This is a genomic window from Psychrobacter sp. 16-MNA-CIBAN-0192 (assembly GCF_040309565.1).
Lineage (GTDB): Bacteria > Pseudomonadota > Gammaproteobacteria > Pseudomonadales > Moraxellaceae > Psychrobacter.
In genome coordinates this window covers 236,803-253,750 of record NZ_JBEOOX010000001.1, presented here as the reverse complement: position 1 = coordinate 253,750, position 16,948 = coordinate 236,803, and the positions used below count along the sequence as shown (strand labels likewise).

14 protein-coding genes and 3 tRNA genes are annotated in these 16,948 nt (G+C 43.2%); all 17 read right to left on the bottom strand.

Annotated elements, in window-relative coordinates; all coding sequences use genetic code 11:
* Positions 1 to 25: 25 nt before the first annotated feature.
* The 17 genes from AAEY78_RS01105 to AAEY78_RS01025 all read right to left on the bottom strand — a co-directional run bounded on the left by AAEY78_RS01105 (position 26) and on the right by AAEY78_RS01025 (position 16,947).
* A complete protein-coding gene (locus tag AAEY78_RS01105) occupies positions 26 to 847 on the bottom strand; it encodes a PilX N-terminal domain-containing pilus assembly protein (RefSeq protein WP_352336563.1) in 822 nt (273 codons plus the stop codon).
* Positions 848 to 929: 82 nt separating this feature from the next.
* On the bottom strand, positions 930 to 1,976 hold the full coding sequence (locus AAEY78_RS01100) for a PilW family protein (protein WP_352336561.1): 1,047 nt from the start codon (positions 1,974 to 1,976) through the stop codon (positions 930 to 932).
* A complete protein-coding gene (pilV, locus tag AAEY78_RS01095; RefSeq protein WP_352336560.1) occupies positions 1,976 to 2,488 on the bottom strand; it encodes a type IV pilus modification protein PilV in 513 nt (170 codons plus the stop codon). The genes AAEY78_RS01100 and pilV overlap by 1 nt, the downstream gene beginning before the upstream one ends.
* Positions 2,485 to 2,991, bottom strand: coding sequence for a GspH/FimT family pseudopilin (locus AAEY78_RS01090; protein WP_352336558.1), 507 nt, complete (start codon positions 2,989 to 2,991; stop codon positions 2,485 to 2,487). The genes pilV and AAEY78_RS01090 overlap by 4 nt, the downstream gene beginning before the upstream one ends.
* Positions 2,992 to 3,174: 183 nt before the next feature.
* Positions 3,175 to 3,984 (bottom strand): ComF family protein, encoded by an 810-nt coding sequence (locus AAEY78_RS01085; protein WP_352336556.1) that lies wholly within the window; start codon positions 3,982 to 3,984, stop codon positions 3,175 to 3,177.
* A gap of 74 nt (positions 3,985 to 4,058) precedes the next feature.
* Positions 4,059 to 5,492, bottom strand: coding sequence for a phospholipase A (locus tag AAEY78_RS01080; protein WP_352336554.1), 1,434 nt, complete (start codon positions 5,490 to 5,492; stop codon positions 4,059 to 4,061).
* Positions 5,493 to 5,813: 321 nt separating this feature from the next.
* Positions 5,814 to 6,341 carry a DUF3465 domain-containing protein gene (locus tag AAEY78_RS01075; protein ID WP_352336552.1) on the bottom strand — a complete coding sequence of 176 codons (528 nt, stop codon included), beginning with the start codon at positions 6,339 to 6,341 and terminating at the stop codon, positions 5,814 to 5,816.
* Positions 6,342 to 6,500: 159 nt separating this feature from the next.
* Positions 6,501 to 8,753: a cytochrome c biogenesis protein CcdA gene (locus AAEY78_RS01070; RefSeq protein WP_352336550.1), complete on the bottom strand. Its 2,253-nt coding sequence runs from the start codon at positions 8,751 to 8,753 to the stop codon at positions 6,501 to 6,503.
* Positions 8,754 to 8,900: 147 nt separating this feature from the next.
* Positions 8,901 to 9,440: a protein-disulfide reductase DsbD domain-containing protein gene (locus AAEY78_RS01065; RefSeq protein ID WP_352336548.1), complete on the bottom strand. Its 540-nt coding sequence runs from the start codon at positions 9,438 to 9,440 to the stop codon at positions 8,901 to 8,903.
* 245 nt (positions 9,441 to 9,685) lie between these two features.
* Complete coding sequence (gspG, locus tag AAEY78_RS01060) at positions 9,686 to 10,207, bottom strand: type II secretion system major pseudopilin GspG (protein ID WP_352336546.1); 522 nt, start codon at positions 10,205 to 10,207, stop codon at positions 9,686 to 9,688.
* Positions 10,208 to 10,684: 477 nt separating this feature from the next.
* Positions 10,685 to 11,896 (bottom strand): type II secretion system inner membrane protein GspF, encoded by a 1,212-nt coding sequence (gspF, locus tag AAEY78_RS01055; protein WP_352336544.1) that lies wholly within the window; start codon positions 11,894 to 11,896, stop codon positions 10,685 to 10,687.
* A gap of 119 nt (positions 11,897 to 12,015) precedes the next feature.
* Positions 12,016 to 13,068, bottom strand: a complete 1,053-nt coding sequence (locus AAEY78_RS01050) for a hypothetical protein (protein WP_352336542.1) — start codon at positions 13,066 to 13,068, stop codon at positions 12,016 to 12,018.
* 341 nt (positions 13,069 to 13,409) lie between these two features.
* Complete coding sequence (locus AAEY78_RS01045) at positions 13,410 to 14,363, bottom strand: AraC family transcriptional regulator (RefSeq protein WP_352336540.1); 954 nt, start codon at positions 14,361 to 14,363, stop codon at positions 13,410 to 13,412.
* A 400-nt stretch (positions 14,364 to 14,763) separates the two neighbouring features.
* Positions 14,764 to 14,839 (bottom strand) — tRNA-His (locus AAEY78_RS01040).
* 45 nt (positions 14,840 to 14,884) lie between these two features.
* Positions 14,885 to 14,961, bottom strand: a tRNA-Arg gene (locus AAEY78_RS01035).
* Between the two features lie 95 nt (positions 14,962 to 15,056).
* Positions 15,057 to 15,133: transfer RNA gene (locus AAEY78_RS01030), tRNA-Pro, on the bottom strand.
* Positions 15,134 to 15,462: 329 nt separating this feature from the next.
* Positions 15,463 to 16,947 (bottom strand): McrC family protein, encoded by a 1,485-nt coding sequence (locus AAEY78_RS01025; RefSeq protein WP_352336539.1) that lies wholly within the window; start codon positions 16,945 to 16,947, stop codon positions 15,463 to 15,465.
* Position 16,948: the final 1 nt, after the last annotated feature.

Below are 16,948 nucleotides of genomic sequence, written 5' to 3'. Positions count from 1 at the left end.
CTATCATAACTGCCAACAATATATATCAGCTGTCCTTACATAACTGACTAGATGCTACACTATTTGTTGTAGTACCGAAAAAATTACAAAACTCACCACTTTGGATGTTGATAACATCAACCTGTTCGAACAACATTTTATTCGGAATATTATTATCCTTCATACATTTAGCGATACCATTGGTACTGTCTGAAGCATCTTTTGTAAAACATTCTCGGATATTATTAGTTTTAGCATTGCCATACGATGGCAGTACGGATGTCGAATAAATATTGAAAGTATGCATTTTTGCGGTTTTAGCCTCTGTGTCTGAGCCTAGCGTCATATGATTAAAAGCACGCGCATCGGCCGCTTTATTGACATTCTTAACCATCACTTGCGTCATAGTCGTATTTCGGGCGCTTGTATAGTCGCCTGATACCGCTGGGTCACAATAGCCTTCATTATTACTTACTAACTTACCGGTATTACGCCGTATCACAGCATTGTCAATATTAAAAAAACCCGCACGTGGGCGATAACAGAAGTCAATAATATCGTTGTCAGCACTATCGTTCAAAATATAATAGCCAAAAAGGCCAGTAAAACTCATGATTTGCTTATGTTCTTGACTGAGTGGATCACCGTTGACTGACATCTCAATTTTATTATTCACGCTATCAGATGATTGCAGTAACACAGTGTTGATTTGATCACTGGTCGCCAGCTTTAGATCGATACTACTATTACGTACCGCAATCACACCGACTAGCATAATAAGAATTAAGAATAGTAAGACCACGATTAAGACCGCGCCGCTTTGACTAGATGAAGCGAAGGGTGTGGCGTGAGGTCTGTGACTGATCATGGCAATCTCTCTGTAATTATATAATTCAGCGACGGCTTCCACTGGCGCAGGGGTGTTATATATACACCAGATTCTTACATCATTAAGGCGCGCTACTATCTATAATCCGCATGATTCGTGCATTACGCAGCAGTATATTGGTCTCATAGACCCGGCGCAGATACTTTGGCGCATCAGTTTGGGTTTTTAGAGTCTGAGTACTACCAAATATTTCAAAGCTCTCAGTGCTTGCCTCAGGGCTATTGGCGGTACTACGCGCTAAAACAGCAATTCTAATATTAACGATGGGCGGTTTATCACCTATTAGCGCCATATACTCTGCGACTGTCATGTCTGCATATTGATAGCTTATCTTGCTTCCATTAGGTATAGATTGTTGTGTACCTAGACGGATATTAAATTGATCAATATTTTCGATAATGGTTTGACCACTATTTTTATTAGCAAAATCTGTAAATCTATTATCAATAATACGACCGGCATCACAATTTAGGTTTAAATTTTTTCTATCTTTTTTCGTTTTGTCACTGTCTTCTTTTATAAAATAACGAGTGATTACTCGGGCATTTGGAGCAACCTCTTCACCTTCACAATCGTAAAGCGTTCGACCAGTAGTATTGATATATTGAATGGTTAATTGGTCACTACTAACACCAGTATTTGTCAAGCTGCCATTCCACCTGTTACCAGTATTTCCTGTGGTTGCCATGTCGCCGCTTCGAGTCAAAAAACCACTACGAAGATTGTTTTTTGTCATAACATTACTTCTAGTAGACGCGCTAGCAGAATCATCAGCGCTATCTTCATCTGCTTCATAGCTGCTATCAAACTTGCCAGCAGTCAGTACAATGCCACCATTTACAGTAATATCGTTGATAGATACGCCATCATTGCCCAAATTCGCCAGCCGCACTTGCGGTTCTATAGCTTGTAGACCAAAAACCGCCTTGTCCTGAATCTCAGAAGCTGCAGTTTGAATGCGGTCTACTCGCTGACTGGTCAAAAATACTTGCATAACGGCGGCTGATATCAGCAAACCTAATACCAGTGATATCATGAGCTCAATCAAGGTAAAGCCTTGCTGATGTCGAATATTATTGGTAACAAATGTAGAAGCAATATTTTTCATCAGTACGCCTCCACGATGATGCAGGTGCTACCGCTTTTATAAACACCCATTACTGTTGAGCAAGCCAATGTATCCGTGTCATTCATTATAGGTTTGGTCTCACCCCAAGCAGCAATAATACATTTAATCTCAGAAAAACTAGCCGTACCAGGACAGGTGTTCATACTTACTTTAATATCATATTCTTTAAGTTTCTTGACCGCTGCATTTGCTTCTTTTATAGCAATCTGTTCTGAAGTACATTTATCACTCAGTGCTTTACAAGTAGTAGCAGTAGCATCAGGGGTATTAATGGCATCTTGGTACGTTTGCGTTTTCAAAGGATTAGCGCGCATATTTTCGGCAAGCCCACGTACCACGCTAAGCGCTTGCGTCCGAACTAAGCTCTCTTCTGTGGCTTTAACAGCTTGGAGTTGCAAGGCACTAAAGCCAAGTACCGCGACCGACAATAATAAGACAGCGACCAGTACTTCAACCAGACCGACACCATTTTGGGAGCGTATATTTTTCATGGACAGGTTCCTCCCAAGTTAGTAGTGATATTAGCAACCCTACTGACTGTAATTTGTCTGGGGCTGGCGGTCTGGGTGCTATCACAAATAGTAAACGTGCGCGTATCTGCCGTCTTGCTTGGTTTAAATTTAATATTGGTAACAGCCACTCCACCACCATCAACCGCTTTAACGGTACTTTTGACAGAGTACGAATAAGTAGTAATATTCAGTGAATTGCCACCGGTAATGACAATAGAACCGGCAGCAGTACCATTATTGTTAATCGTAACCTCAACATCTTGCCGCCGAATCACACTCTCAACCTTCGCTTCTTTTAAAGCATTCTGTAGCGTTGCTGTGGTAGATTTCACCCGCTGATTGGCAAGTTGATTGCTAATATTAGGAGCGGCAATACTGACAATAATAGCAAGGACAGCAATCGTTACCATCAGCTCAATCAGGGTAAACCCTGAGCTGCTTTTTGGTTGTCTATATAACGACTTATTTACGAACGTTTTCACATCGTTATCCTACTATTATTTTAATAATTCAATACTTAGCACAGTGACCTTTTAAACTACTGTAAAAAACCCTTAAGCGTTTAATTTAAAAGGATTCATACCATATAGCCTGCAATTTTCGTTCCACTATCTTAAATAACGGTAACATAACTGTTACATTACTGATAGCTGTTAGAGGTTTGATTATTTATGCAAGCGTTGGCTGCCGTGCGCTAGGGCGAAGGCGCTGATTTGATAGGAAGTGGGCAAAGGATCGAGAGTTTGAGTACGAGGTATATTGATATTAATGCTGGAGGACGGCAGTAAAGTACCTGCCAATGCTTGTAAGCTGGCACCGGTAGTGGCTACATCATCAAATAAAAGCAATCGCTTAACAGGCGGCGGCTCAATAACGCAAAAAGCATCGGTAAGATTGGTTAAACGCTCAGCTCGCCCAAGTCCGCGCTGGCTGACTGTCTCATCAATCCGCTGCACGCCATGCCAAATCGGAATACGCCAATGCTTTGATAAATATGCAGACAATATGGTCACCGGATCAAACCCGCGTGCTCTCAACCGACTGGATGTTGTCGGCATCGCAACAATAACGCTATTATCCGTATGACAGCCGTTAGGACGTGGTAATTGGCGTAATACATGTACCAATAGCGGCAGTTTGGTCATGTCTTCTTGGTGTTTAAACCCATGAATGGCTTGGCGAAGAGGATAATCATAGTAGCTTGCTGCTTGAACAGACAGCGAGGTATCAGCAGCGATATCCACAGAAAAAGGCTCAGGCAACCACGCGATATTATGATGACAGTCGGCACATAACAGCCCACTATTTAGATGCTGGCTGAGTGAAGAGAATATATGAGGCGCACTAGATGATGCAAAGCTATCTTCTTTAGGCTGCGGCTGCAAAACGCTCGCTGCCACGCGGCACAGCTGACAGCGTTTATTCACATATTCTGCCAGCCACAGACCGCTTTGATAAGGCGCTAAACGACGCATATGTCTACCATAATTCAATGTGCCGTCCACTTATGTATCGCTAGTGCGTACTGTTTAGACACCCTGTAAATCTATTATAAGCCTTTCCAATCATTGAGCATGATGCCAATACCAACGCCGGTATTTTTATGATTGTAGTCAATAATAGACTCGCCATAGCCACGGAACAGCTGTATATAGCCATTCACGTTATTGGATAGCGGATAGACGTAATCGACTTGCATAGCACCATTTTCGGTTTTGGGATTATAGCGCAAGGTGCCACTGATACTTTGTTTGTTAGGGAAGTCATATAAAAAAGTGACATCGCCATAACCCATGAAGTCTTCGATATCTGGGTTGTCATCCGACTCGCTATTGCTGTCTGTGTTGATGCGCGTCCATAACCGCGGTACGACGGAGAATTTGCCCCATTCTGCACCCGCCATCAAATAAGCGCGGTTCCATGAGCGTGATAAAGGGTCAGACTGACCGTTTGAGTGATGTGACGCCCCTACCCCAAGCATGCGCAAACGACCACCAAAAGGCAAATTTGCTTTTACCGGTTGGGTAATAAAAATCTCAGGCTCATAGTCGGTGGCTCGAAACGGTCGCGAGTTGTCTTCATTATAAACTTGCCAATGTGACAGCTGGCTATACGCAAACCACATGTCCGCTTGAGTACCGAATAAATCCTCTGCGACTTTGGTCTTAATCGACACTTGCAGCTTTAGCTCAGCGTTACGCATCTCATCTGAGGTATAAGGTCGTTCTAGATCTTGTGTTGGACTACTTGGATTGCGGTTGGGGCTACTGTTCACGAATATCGGCAACAGGTACATCGGACGATGCGGACGCGCTGACCATGTGCCGCGCTCACTGTTTTTATCCAAATCATAAGCCAAGCTTAATGGGGTATATTTTTCAATATCATTTTGGGTAACGCCCACGCTCTCTAAAATCTCAGCCTCTGTTTTTGGGGCGCCTTGATGCAAATGCTGCGGCGGTACAGACTGACTGGCAACCACAACCGTCTTTGTATTCTCGATAGTAGAATCATCTATGCTCGTCATGTTTTCAGCCAATACCACTTGCGGACTGCCTGAAATGGTGCTTTTGAGGGTTTTTGCTAAGTCTAACGGCTGTTTAGCGGTTATATAGCTTGGGGTGATACCCTGATTGGCAACTTTATCAAAACACGCCAAGCGTGCGCCATCGGTCAATACGTGCGTACATTCGATAAAGAGCTGCTTTTGCGCCGCAACTTCATCAGTAGTGAAACCAAGATTATTATCAACACGAGCTTCAGGATACTTTGCACGCTTATTGACCATACTCGCCTTGATGGCGCTGGTTTGTGCAATGGTCACAGCTGGCTCGACAAACTCAGTATTTTGCACCGTCTTAGGCGTGATTGCTTGTGCTGATACGGTAGCGCAGCTTAGCAAAACCCCGATACTGACCGTTAAATAAGTTGGCGTGCCCTGAAATATAGCGCGGCGCTGCGGTGAGAAAGTATGAGCAAACATAAATGTCCTTTATCTTACTGGCACAATAGCCAGCAAAGTCGCAGAGGTATCGGATAGGGTAAGAGGCGGCACAGCTCAACATCATTGGTCAGCTGGCTCAGATAAAATAAATTCAGGTAATAAAGGAATTGAAGTTATAAAAGCAGCAATGCTCAATAAACAATGCCGCTATAAAATGTTACTTTATTGTAATGAAAATAGAGCTCAGTTACTAGAGGTGATTGATGACTCAATAATGACTGACCGTTATCCTCATTAAATCTCCTGTTTGCCGTTAAAAAACAGCAATGTCATCATTGCATAGATCATGCCATTCTTATCTTATTCATAACGTACGCCATTACTATCAATCCAGCCGCCTTGATGCCGCGCCGCTGGGTCATGATGCGTCCAATGTACCAAGCCGCCTTTATCATTATAGACATATTCACCATAAAAACTGATTGGCGTGCCTTTTGCAACATCAGCCACGCGCGGTGCTAAGTCAATATTATGCACCAGTAATAAAGTCTGCTTGGGCGTTACATCGGTCAGCTCAATCAGGATTTTTTGATGGCGGCTACCCTCATTATCATCTAGCAATGCTTTAATAATCGTGCCGCAGCCCTGCACCTGACGGTCGGATTGCTTGGCTTGAAAGGCTTGCATAAGGATGTCATTACGACAATGATTGGCAGCTTGTTTGTCTTTTTCGACGGTATTTATACTGCCGTTATTATCTTGAGTAACGGTAGGCGCTAAGGTATCGTTTGGCTGACAACCACTCAATGCAACTGAGAGGGAAAATAAGCTGGCTGCTAAAAAATAAGGTTGCCGTATAAAGGTACAGGTACGATTAAAAATAGTCATAGAATGAGCATCGCTTATAAGGTAAAAAAATAGCTTAGAAATAAAGATAATATTATAGAAGAATGGATAACATAAAAACAAACGAGCCAGCAACTGCATGATAGCAGCGCTGGCTTGTTTATTTTGGTAGTCTGATGATTAATACGTATTAATAGAGGGTTATTTATTCAGCATCGTTAATGTTTCTTCAAACACTTTGCGACCGACTTCACCGACTTGTTTATTGACCAATTCACCGTCCTGATAATAGAGCAATGTCGGTGGACCAAATAATTGATAACGCGCCAAAATGGCTTTTGAATCAGCGGTAGTGTCCGTAATATCTAAGCGCACCAATTGCCAATCCGCCATTTGCGCAGGGCGATTGGTAAATAAATTTTTATCCATAATACGGCATTCAATACACCAATCCGCCGTTACATCCACCAACACTTTAGGGTTGGCAGCAGTAATCGCATCCAACTCGGCAAGCGTGGTTATTTTGGTATCTGTCGCATTATTATTAAGAGCAGGCTGACCGTCAATTGTTTGTGACATTATCGGAGCCGCACTCAATGACTCTAGCGGATGCAAGCTGTCATCATTGCCCAATGCCGCACCGATGATTAAACACGCCGCCCAAATACCCGTAACCAGAGCAAGCGCTTGGGTTAACATGCGCCCCTTGCCTAACCAGCGCCACGCCCACATTGCCACAACCATAAACCAAAGCGCCCATACTAACAGCATAACAGGCGAGACAAAGACGCGCTCAATCAATAGCAAAGCAACTGCGAATAATAATAAGGCAAAGCCTTGCTTGACCCAATTCATCCATTCGCCCGCTTTTGGCATAATTTTGCCTTGCGTTGCGCCAATTAAAATCAGCGGCGCAGATAAACCAAAGCCTAGCATAAATAATGCGGCAAACCCGAGCACTGGATTACCTATCGTTGATACTGCAAGCAATGCGCCAAATAAGGGTGCAGATACGCAAGGTGATACTACTAGCGCGGATAAAAATCCAGCTGCTAAACTTCCGCCTGCGCTGCCTAATTTACTATCACCCGCTTGGCTTAAGCCTTGCATTTTACTGGCAATTGCATGCGGCAGACGAATGGTAAATATCTCCAACATATACAAGGCAAGCAGCACAAACACGATGGCAAAGCCGATGAGAATAACAGGGTTTTGTAGCCAGCCGATAATCCCTAACGACTCACCAAATACGGCAATAATCGCCCCTAAAATACCATAAGCAATGGAAACGCCCACCGCATAACTGGTGGTTAAAATCACGCCTTTTTTTACGGTTGGGTTTTGCTGACGGGCAACGATATTGGCAACAATCGGCAGCATTGGTAAGACGCAAGGCGTTAATGCTAGACCTAGACCGGCTAAGAATAATAAACCCAATGCCAACCAAGGATGCGATGCCAGCCCAAACGGATCACTATCCTCAAGAGAGTTAGCCGCAATTCCACTGCCGTTAAAATCGCCGTCGATATTATTAGCACCACTATCAGCGCCACTTATCGTATTACTGTCTGCGCCAGAAATTGTATTACTATCGGCACCAGAGATGCTATTGGTTGCCTCACTATCTAACGCTGCATCTTCTGCAGTACTATTCTCTAACTCGGTACTCTCTAAACCAGTACTGACTAAATCCGCACTCTTTACAGAGCCGTTATCGACCAAGGCAGTATCACTAGCAGCATTCGTAGCAGCACCTGATACCGTATTGACTTCGCTGGTCGAACTCACATTTTTTGATGTTGAATTAGCCGTTACTTCTGTAGCGGTAGCCGTCGTCTTTGCAGCACCACTCGTTGTATTAGGCGCACTGGCAGCATTGACAAGTGTTGTTTTTTGGGGAGCCGCAATCGTTACCGTGGTTTTAATTTTTTCAGGCGGATAACACAGTCCGGCTTTCGCACAGCCTTGCCAGCCAATGGTCAAAGCGGCATTATTAATCGCTTTACTACTCGACAAAGTCGTCGTTGCCACTACATTGATCTGATCAAATACTGGTACGCGCCCAAAGGTTGGGTCGTCAATCATGTTGGCACGTTGGCTAAAGGTAAAAGGTGCTGCCGTTACGCCTGCTGGCAAGTCCAACTTAATGCGGTCTTTGTAAACGTAATGTTCAGGCGTGATATCAAAGTTAATCGCTAAGCGTGTGCCATTGGCAACTGCTTTGGTGGTACTACCAACCTGAAACGCTTTATCAACCGATAAGAATTTCGGCTGAGTTGCGCTTTGATTATTACCAAATAAATCACCCAAACTGGCAGCATGGGTCGTCATGGTGGTGGCAGTCAGCCCAGTCAATAGCGCACTACTAACAATAGCCGCTGCAAAAAAAGGCGAGGCTTTAGCAGTAGTTTTAGTAATTAATGATAATTTCTTCACAGGTGTCTTTATAGACATGAACGGCTACCTTGTATTGCTAATAGTAAAACAGACTGACTTATGCGACCGATTAAGCTAAGAGCATTCTTGTCGAGCTCTCTTGCCTTTGATTCTGGTATGGGCATTGCTTTTCACAACTTAATATGACTGCTTTATAGTCATCAATTACTTACGCGATGCTGCAACATTAACGGTGGTTTTAATCTTTTCAGGTGGATAGCACAGTCCTGCTTTAGCACATCCCTGCCAGCCGATAACGACAGCAGCATTTTTGATAGGTTTGCCAGTGGCTGAGGTCAACGTGGTAGTGGCGACCATATTTTTTTGCGTAAATACGGGCACTTTACCAAATGTAGGATCATTGATTGATACGGGCGACTGGCTAAAGGTAAACGGCGTTGCGCGTACCCCTTTCGGGAAGTTTAAGGTCAGCTGGTTTTTATAAACATAGTGACCCGGCGTGATAGCAAAGTTAATCGAAAATTGCGTACCTGCAGACGTCGCTTTACTACTACTGGTCACTTGAAACGCTTGGTCAACGGATAAGAATTTTGACTTTGCGGCGTCATTATTGCCAAATAAATCACTCAAACTTGCCGCTTGCGCAGGCATCATCGTTAAGCCTGCCAGCAATGAAGTTGCTAAAAGCGCAGCTACCGATACTGAAGTTTTACTGCGTACATTATGTGCTGCTTTAATACTCATAACTAATTACCTTTTATTGCTATTGCTCATCAATAAGATGTCGAGCTGATTCGTTATTAAAATAATTAAGCATTCATTCGACTAACTTTCAGCAGAATAAAAAATATCAACCAATAATCGCTCACTGGTTGATAATCCTTTTGGGTCATAATCCTTGATTGGACTGGTAAGCTCAACTTACTTATATAAGATTGTTGCTGAATATAAGGGTATAACTGAGCACAGTTTTATAACTGGACACAAGATTATAACTGGGCATAAATATCAGCATCTTGCGACTCACCGCCCTGCTGTCCATCTGCGCCCAGCGAGAACAAATCATAGACGCGCCCCTCAGAACCGGGAGCCACATATTGCAGCTCGTTGTCCCAACCATCTGTTGGATAGCCGCCTTTAATATAACCGCCTTCAGGATAGTTTTTAGCGTCAGCTGGCGGCGTGGTTAAGGCGTCCAAACCTTGCGCCGTAGTCGGATAACGCGAATTATCAATCTTATACATATCTAGCGCATTAGACACGGTAGCAAGCGCCGTCTCCGTTGTTTTTACTCTTGCTTTATCACTTTGTCCCACTACTTTTGGCACGACCAAACCAGCAAAAATAGCCAAAATCACAATGACGACCATGATTTCAATCAAGGTAAATCCCGACTGAGATTTTTTATATTTATGAGAATGGCGACCAGCTCGGTCAAATGTCGACTTAGACGATTTTAATTTCTCTATTTGCGTATCTATTGTTATTGGTGTTTGTAATTTTATTGGCATTTTTATAGTCATAGAGGCGATCATCACAGTTGGCTATTAAAGGAATACGTTCGGATTTAATGCTTAAATGATAATCACTATAGACGATGGTTTTATATTTATCTACCCTTGCTTAGCATTCTTAATAGGCACCGTCCTATCGTTTGGTGATAGTCAGTCTAACCGCAGCGTACTACCCTAGTATTGTTATTTTATTACCGATTGGTTACTTGTAAGCTATCCGCTGGAAATAGTGATGATAATCATCATTCAGTCAAAGCCATTACCAAATACTATAGCGCAACGATGCAATGCCCCCTAGTAAAAACAGCGGTGAGACAACAATATACAACAGTAAGTAAAACTTAAGAAACCTAAATAATGGTTAAGTCAAATTGATAGGTTATTGCGGACTAGAAGAAAGGTCTATCAGAAATAAAAAAAGTGACATGGCTCAGTGAGCATTATTGGATAAGTAAAATTTAGCGCCACCTATTCTTAACCTGCCAAATCATTCATATTCACAATGGGCAGCATTACTGCCATCACAATAATCATGACCACCACGCCCATTAACACCAACATCAACGGCTCAAGTAGTGACAGTAAGGTACTAATAAAATTGGTGGCTTCGGCTTCTTGCATGGTAGCAGCGCGACTCAGCATATTTTCAAGCTCGCCTGAATTCTCGCCACTTTTAATCATTTGCACCATCATCGGGGGAAAATAAGCCGATTTTTCCAACTGACTCGATAAGCTTGCACCTTCAGTGACCCTATCAGCGGCAGAAATAACAGCGCGTTGAATATGCAGATTGGTAGTCACCGCCGCACCAATATGCAACGCTTCAATCAACGGCACACCTGAGCGCACTAAAATAGCAAGGGTACTGGCAAAACGTGCCGCATTAAGACCTTTTGACAAGCGCGCAAGGATAGGCAGCTTGAGCACCAAACTGTCTAAACTTAGCTTGCCTGCTGGCGTCTGGGCAAGACGATATAAAAAAAAGCTACCGCCACTAATCACTAATAACATCAGCCACCACCACTGGGTAATGACGTTGGACAGGGCAAGTACCACTTGAGTAATCAGCGGTAGCGCCTGCTCAGATTGCTCAAATACCTTCACAATCTTGGGCACCACAAAGCTCATAAGTCCCATAATAACGGCAAGCGCCATTATCATTAACACAATGGGATAAACCATTGCGCCTTGGATTTTCTTTTGTAGAGCAAAGCGGTTTTCAGTGTAATCGGCAAGCTGATTAAGAATTAAATCCAAATGCCCCGACTTTTCCCCAGCAGCAATAGTGGCAATATAAAGCGGTGGAAAGCTGGTCGCTTGTTGCAAAGCGCGCGCAAAGCTTAACCCTTCTAACACATGCGAGCGTACCGCCAGCATTAAGGATTTGATATGAGTTTTTGGCGATTGCTTGGCGACGGCAGCGAGGGTTTCTTCTAACGGAATGCCCGCAGCAAGAAGCACTGACAGCTGACGGGTTAATAATGCCAACTCATAAGCAGAAGGTTTTTTATAGCGGCTTTTATGTCGGCTTTGGCTATTGTGAGTGGCATTGACCGCGCCCACTTCCATCGGTGTCCAGCGTTTATCTCGCAGCTGCTGGCGCACTTGCCGCGCAGAATCGCCTTCTAACAGCCCTTTTTGAACCGTGCCCTGTTCATCCAATGCTTTGTAATGGTAAGCGGGCATAGCGGTGGTATCCTACCAAGTTGTAGCGCCAAAGGGAGGGTAAAAAGTAACATAATACGAGGAAAAATATAGAGTTGATACCATTAAAATAAAGCAGTTAAAAGAGAGCCGTTAGGATTTTAAAATAGCGGCGTAGAATCGCTACTTTCTGGCATTAGTCCTTGCAACAACAACATATCCAAATGCTGCTGCTGCAATTTTTTATCGAAGTCATTAACCTCGGTAATCAGCATTTTCTCAATGCGTTTATCAGAAGCATAAACACTTAAGCGAGCACAAATAATCGCCAGCTGATAGATGCGTTTTTTACAATAACCATCTAATCCTTGCAATAAGCGCACCATATGTGGCGTCTCAAGGCTGGCATAATCATAATCGATAACCACATCTTGACCGAGGGCAGTAACGCTGTAAATAATCGATAAGTGCGCACAAAAATAACAGCTGAACAGATAACCTATCACATGACCGATATAATAACCGCGATCATAAGTAAAGCTACTGACCCCAAAATGACCCAGCACATAACTGGTTAGGCTGGCTTGGTCTAAAATAGGTTTGGGATGTTTTAAAGCACCGACAGTCGGCAAGCATAACGGATTATGTCCCTCTTGTACCGTGATTTGCCAGCCAGCTGGCTGTTGGGCGGGCATATGCTGGACAATATCCGTAATAATATCGTCAACCACGTGCAGCTGCTGCCACAAACGCGCCAATGCTTCGGTATCGATTAGACCGCGCTTATCAAGCTGTTGTGTCAGCTCATACTGCTGATATTCTACAAATTGGCGTTTAAGAATTTGTACCAAATAAGTAGGACGAGTATGAACCGACGCCATATACAACTGTCGGGTGCGCTCATGCTGCCACTGATAATGCAGGACACGCATACGCTCCACGCTCATCTCACTGCTATCGGACACAAAAGAGGTATGAGCAAAAAGAGGATGATCGGATAAAGAATGATGCGCCATATCTACCGCAGCAGGGACAGTAAACAATGCCAGTAGCCCCACTTTATCTAATATGGGCAGGGTGCTAGATTGGCTATTAGTAACAGGAATGGATGCTGCTCCAGTCTGGCTTTCAAAGTCATTATAATCAGTAGAAGAGGCAGATATACTCTGCTTAATAGCTGCCTGAACAGCAGGTTTAACGGTCGGTTGGGTCATAATATACCATCACCAGTAGAAAGTAGATGTAGGCATCATCTGTAAATAACTGGGCAACCATTTACTAGGTAACCGCAGTTAAAACTTAATGAGTTAAAAATGCTCAATTAAAAATAGACATTTAGCTAGGCAATAAATGCTTAAACAGGAACTCAATGCAGATGGCTTACTGCCCCATAGTACCTGAAGCCAGCGTCTTTGTCAGCCATTGTAGCTGCTGTCATCTGGTGCCAGCTTTACCTATTAAAACTTTATCAGCATTGAACCTTTAACCAACACCTTAACTGCTTATGTACAAATGACTACTGACACTTTTCTTTTAACAATAATCTTCCATACTATTATGATTCTGCGTGCGTCTGCTTTTGATATTGTTGGCGATATGCTTTTGGCGATAACCCATAAACACGTTTAAAGGCTTGGCTAAAGGTCGAGTCCGACGCATAACCGACCAATTCACTGATACGACCAATACTGTTTTGCTGTAAGCGTAAATAACGTGCCGCCAGACGCAGACGGTAATCAATCAAATAAGTCAGTGGCGGCATGCCCACGCTGTCTTTAAAACGTTGGGCAAAGCTTGAACGTGACATCCCAGCAACTTCCGCCAACTTATGAATCGTCCAATTACGGCTTGGGTCATCGTGCATCACTGCCAGCGCCTTAGCAAGATAGGGATCTTTCATTGCCCGTAGCCAATTATCCGTCGCCTCAGGCAAGCGCTCAATATAGGTGCGCAGGCACTCAATCATCATGATACTTGCCCAATGATTAATCACCGCTGTTTTACCCATCCGCTCATGCTCAGACTCTAGCGACAGTAATTTAATAGCAACATCAATTACCTCCAAGCGACTTTCAGGTAAATCCGTAATTTCAGGCAAAATCGACGGCAATACGGACAATAGCGGACGTATCATATCCTTATCGTATTTACATTCTATCAATATTAAATGCGCATCAGAATCAGCTACGTTTTCATTGTCACCATTGAGCATAACACTATGCGAGCTTAGTCCTAACAGCTTATTATCTAAAGCCTGAGCAGTATCACTATGATAACCTGTAGCATACGACACATGCTGATGGGTGTTTGGAATCATAATCATATCACCAGCATGCGCTTGATGGTCGCTACCATCGATTTGAATACAAAAACTGCCTGATACCACTAAGTAAAATACAATCGTATCTTTTCTAGTCAGGGAAAACGACCAATTACCCGAACCTTGTAGACGGTAATACTTCGTCTCGAATAAATGCACGTTTTCTAACAACATGCTCAACGCGTCCATAAATTCTATCCTCAACCCAATATAACCAAGTGCGCAAACGTAGCAAAGTAAACCACCTGATAGCCATTACACAAGAACAATCGCTAAATATGGACTGTTAATGGGAATATACATACGCTGCACACACCTTGCTACTCATGAATCCATGACTTACTATCTTTAATACAACTCATACCGATATTATCGTAAGGTTTACAAGCATACAACCGATACAAATAGTTAGCATTAGAGGGGACGTAGAAAATCAATGAGCAATCTTTAGAAGATAAGAATAAAAAAGGCAAACGCAAAAAATTGCCAAAGGAGGCAAGTGTTTTAAAAGATAAAGTAGATATTAATAAAAGGTAGGATATTGCAAATAAAACAAGAAAAAATAAAACGAGGGGAACATCAAAAAAATTGGGGCGACTGATGGGACTCGAACCCACGACAACCGAGATCACAACCCGGGGCTCTACCAACTGAGCTACAACCGCCATAAAGAACTATTGCTAACTGTGAGCAATATCATGCAGGCTAAATGGTGCGCCTGGCAGGGCTCGAACCTGCGACCACCTACTTAGAAGGCAGGTGCTCTATCCTGCTGAGCTACAGGCGCTCTTGAAGGACTTTTATATATGCTAGCAGAATCATAGTAACAGAAACTAAACTATTATACATAAAAAAAAGCCTGAAAGGCTTTCATAAAATAGATGGTCGGAGTGATAGGATTCGAACCTACGACCCTCTGGTCCCAAACCAGATGCGCTACCAAACTGCGCCACACTCCGATGCTTATCTATCATCTCGATACTTTCAATCATTAACTCGTTATTGGTAAGAACCGCTAAGTTGTTAGTGTTTGTCGCTATCGAGGTGCACATATTAAGGGGTTAAGGCGATTGTGTCAACACCTATTTTCAATTATTTTATAATATTTAGCATTTATTTTGATTTATATGGATTTAATCTTATTTTTAAGGGTGAATCGGCACTTTTTAAGCCAGATACCCAAGCTGTTTACCTAAAATTCGCCATATTTAGTAAATAATTCATCATAATTTATATTTTATGACGTTGGGGCAATATGATTTAGTATGTTTATTTTAATAATTTGCGTCTAGTTTTGCTGATTTAATGTGCCTGTCATTAAATTAAAAGGCATTAACCACAATTTAGCCTGTCGACGGTCAGTATTATTTGTTGGCGTAAGCAGCACGGGCGCACGCTTATAGTCAGTGGTTGGATACACCAGCCACACTTGCTCTGCCTGATACGCTTGCGCGTAACTGGTGAGCTGGTAGGCGTCGCTGGCGCTGATATCACGCGGATGTGCTAAGTGCTTCCATTTAGTGTCGATAACATGGCTGCACTGCTGAAAAGGATTAACCTCTTTATTACCAATATCACTGTTTTCATTTTGCTGAATATTATCCACACGATAAACCAGCATATCTGGCTGAATAGATAGACACGCCTGCCCACTATGATCGCGGAGCCAAACATCACGCGGCTGATAGCGTAATTCGTAGCGAGGCGTTTTAGACTCATCTTGCGACACAAAAAAATCGCTAAGGCACTGACTGACCCATTGCTCAAACGCTTGATTCATATTAATCAATAAGCACAAACGCAAAGGCGCGTGCGTTGGTAGCGTATGAGAATGTGTCGATATGCTACTACCCGCCTTAATGTTAGGCTGCTGCGCTTGTAATAACCAATAGGCAATATCTAGCAGCTGCTGGGCGGTTTGTCGTTGTGAGGATGACAAGGGCTGGCTATTGAGTTGACGTTTAGCGCTAATATATATGGGTTGTAATTGGTGCAACTCATGTACAGTTAATGGCGTAATCGGCTGCCAAACTTGCCATTGGGGCATTATTAACTGGATGTGCAATAATTGAATTTGAAATAAAGGAGCGAGCAGCATAAAAGCGCTTTTAATAAGCCGATTGTGCAGCAAATCTTGACTTAAAATACTGACTTCACTGACAAACTTATGCGGCTGAGCACCATGACGGCGCAGCTGCTCTTTGATAAGTAACTTACCTTGTAGCCGTGCCTGCGTATCGATTTCTAGTTGATAATTTTTATTGGGATAATAGCGGGTCAATTTTTGCAAAAACTGCGTTATAAGCCATGTTGATAACGGCAATGTTTGGCTTGTGAGTGCGCTTAAGTGAGGACTAAATTGACCCATATGCTGAGTATGAGGCTGTGCTTGCCACGCGTTTTCAGGATTAAATAACGTGCTTAGCATGCGCTGTACCCACTGCCGAGTGGATGCAATCTCATCATTTTGTAATGCGTTATTTCTTGCCATACCAGCAACTGGTTTGGGTAATATCTCCAGCGTCATATCACTAGGCAATACAATGATGCCAATATAATGTCCGACTTTGAGCTGCCATTGCCCGCGCTGCCGCTGGATGCTAAATACAGCAAACTCTTGCGCCATTAGCCACATAAAATCGCTAGCGTGGACAAAGTCTTGCACAGTTAAGCGCTGATGTTCAAACACGCTCATAATCGAGTCATTATGGGCGACGAAAGCGCCATGATTGACCCTAACTCGTTGCTTTTTCTGACGCTCAGCATTTATCATC

Bases quoted from the DNA above. Each gene is read 5' to 3' on its own strand.
- AAEY78_RS01070 (WP_352336550.1), bottom strand. From the start codon at position 8,753: ATGTCTATAAAGACACCTGTGAAGAAATTATCATTAATTACTAAAACT.
- gspG (WP_352336546.1), bottom strand. From the start codon at position 10,207: ATGCCAATAAAATTACAAACACCAATAACAATAGATACGCAAATAGAG.
- AAEY78_RS01105 (WP_352336563.1), bottom strand. From the start codon at position 847: ATGATCAGTCACAGACCTCACGCCACACCCTTCGCTTCATCTAGTCAA.
- AAEY78_RS01050 (WP_352336542.1), bottom strand. From the start codon at position 13,068: ATGACCCAACCGACCGTTAAACCTGCTGTTCAGGCAGCTATTAAGCAG.
- AAEY78_RS01045 (WP_352336540.1), bottom strand. From the start codon at position 14,363: ATGGACGCGTTGAGCATGTTGTTAGAAAACGTGCATTTATTCGAGACG.
- AAEY78_RS01085 (WP_352336556.1), bottom strand. From the start codon at position 3,984: ATGCGTCGTTTAGCGCCTTATCAAAGCGGTCTGTGGCTGGCAGAATAT.
- AAEY78_RS01075 (WP_352336552.1), bottom strand. From the start codon at position 6,341: ATGACTATTTTTAATCGTACCTGTACCTTTATACGGCAACCTTATTTT.
- AAEY78_RS01025 (WP_352336539.1), bottom strand. From the start codon at position 16,947: ATGATAAATGCTGAGCGTCAGAAAAAGCAACGAGTTAGGGTCAATCAT.
- gspF (WP_352336544.1), bottom strand. From the start codon at position 11,896: ATGCCCGCTTACCATTACAAAGCATTGGATGAACAGGGCACGGTTCAA.
- pilV (WP_352336560.1), bottom strand. From the start codon at position 2,488: ATGAAAAATATACGCTCCCAAAATGGTGTCGGTCTGGTTGAAGTACTG.
- AAEY78_RS01100 (WP_352336561.1), bottom strand. From the start codon at position 1,976: ATGAAAAATATTGCTTCTACATTTGTTACCAATAATATTCGACATCAG.
- AAEY78_RS01080 (WP_352336554.1), bottom strand. From the start codon at position 5,492: ATGTTTGCTCATACTTTCTCACCGCAGCGCCGCGCTATATTTCAGGGC.
- AAEY78_RS01065 (WP_352336548.1), bottom strand. From the start codon at position 9,440: ATGAGTATTAAAGCAGCACATAATGTACGCAGTAAAACTTCAGTATCG.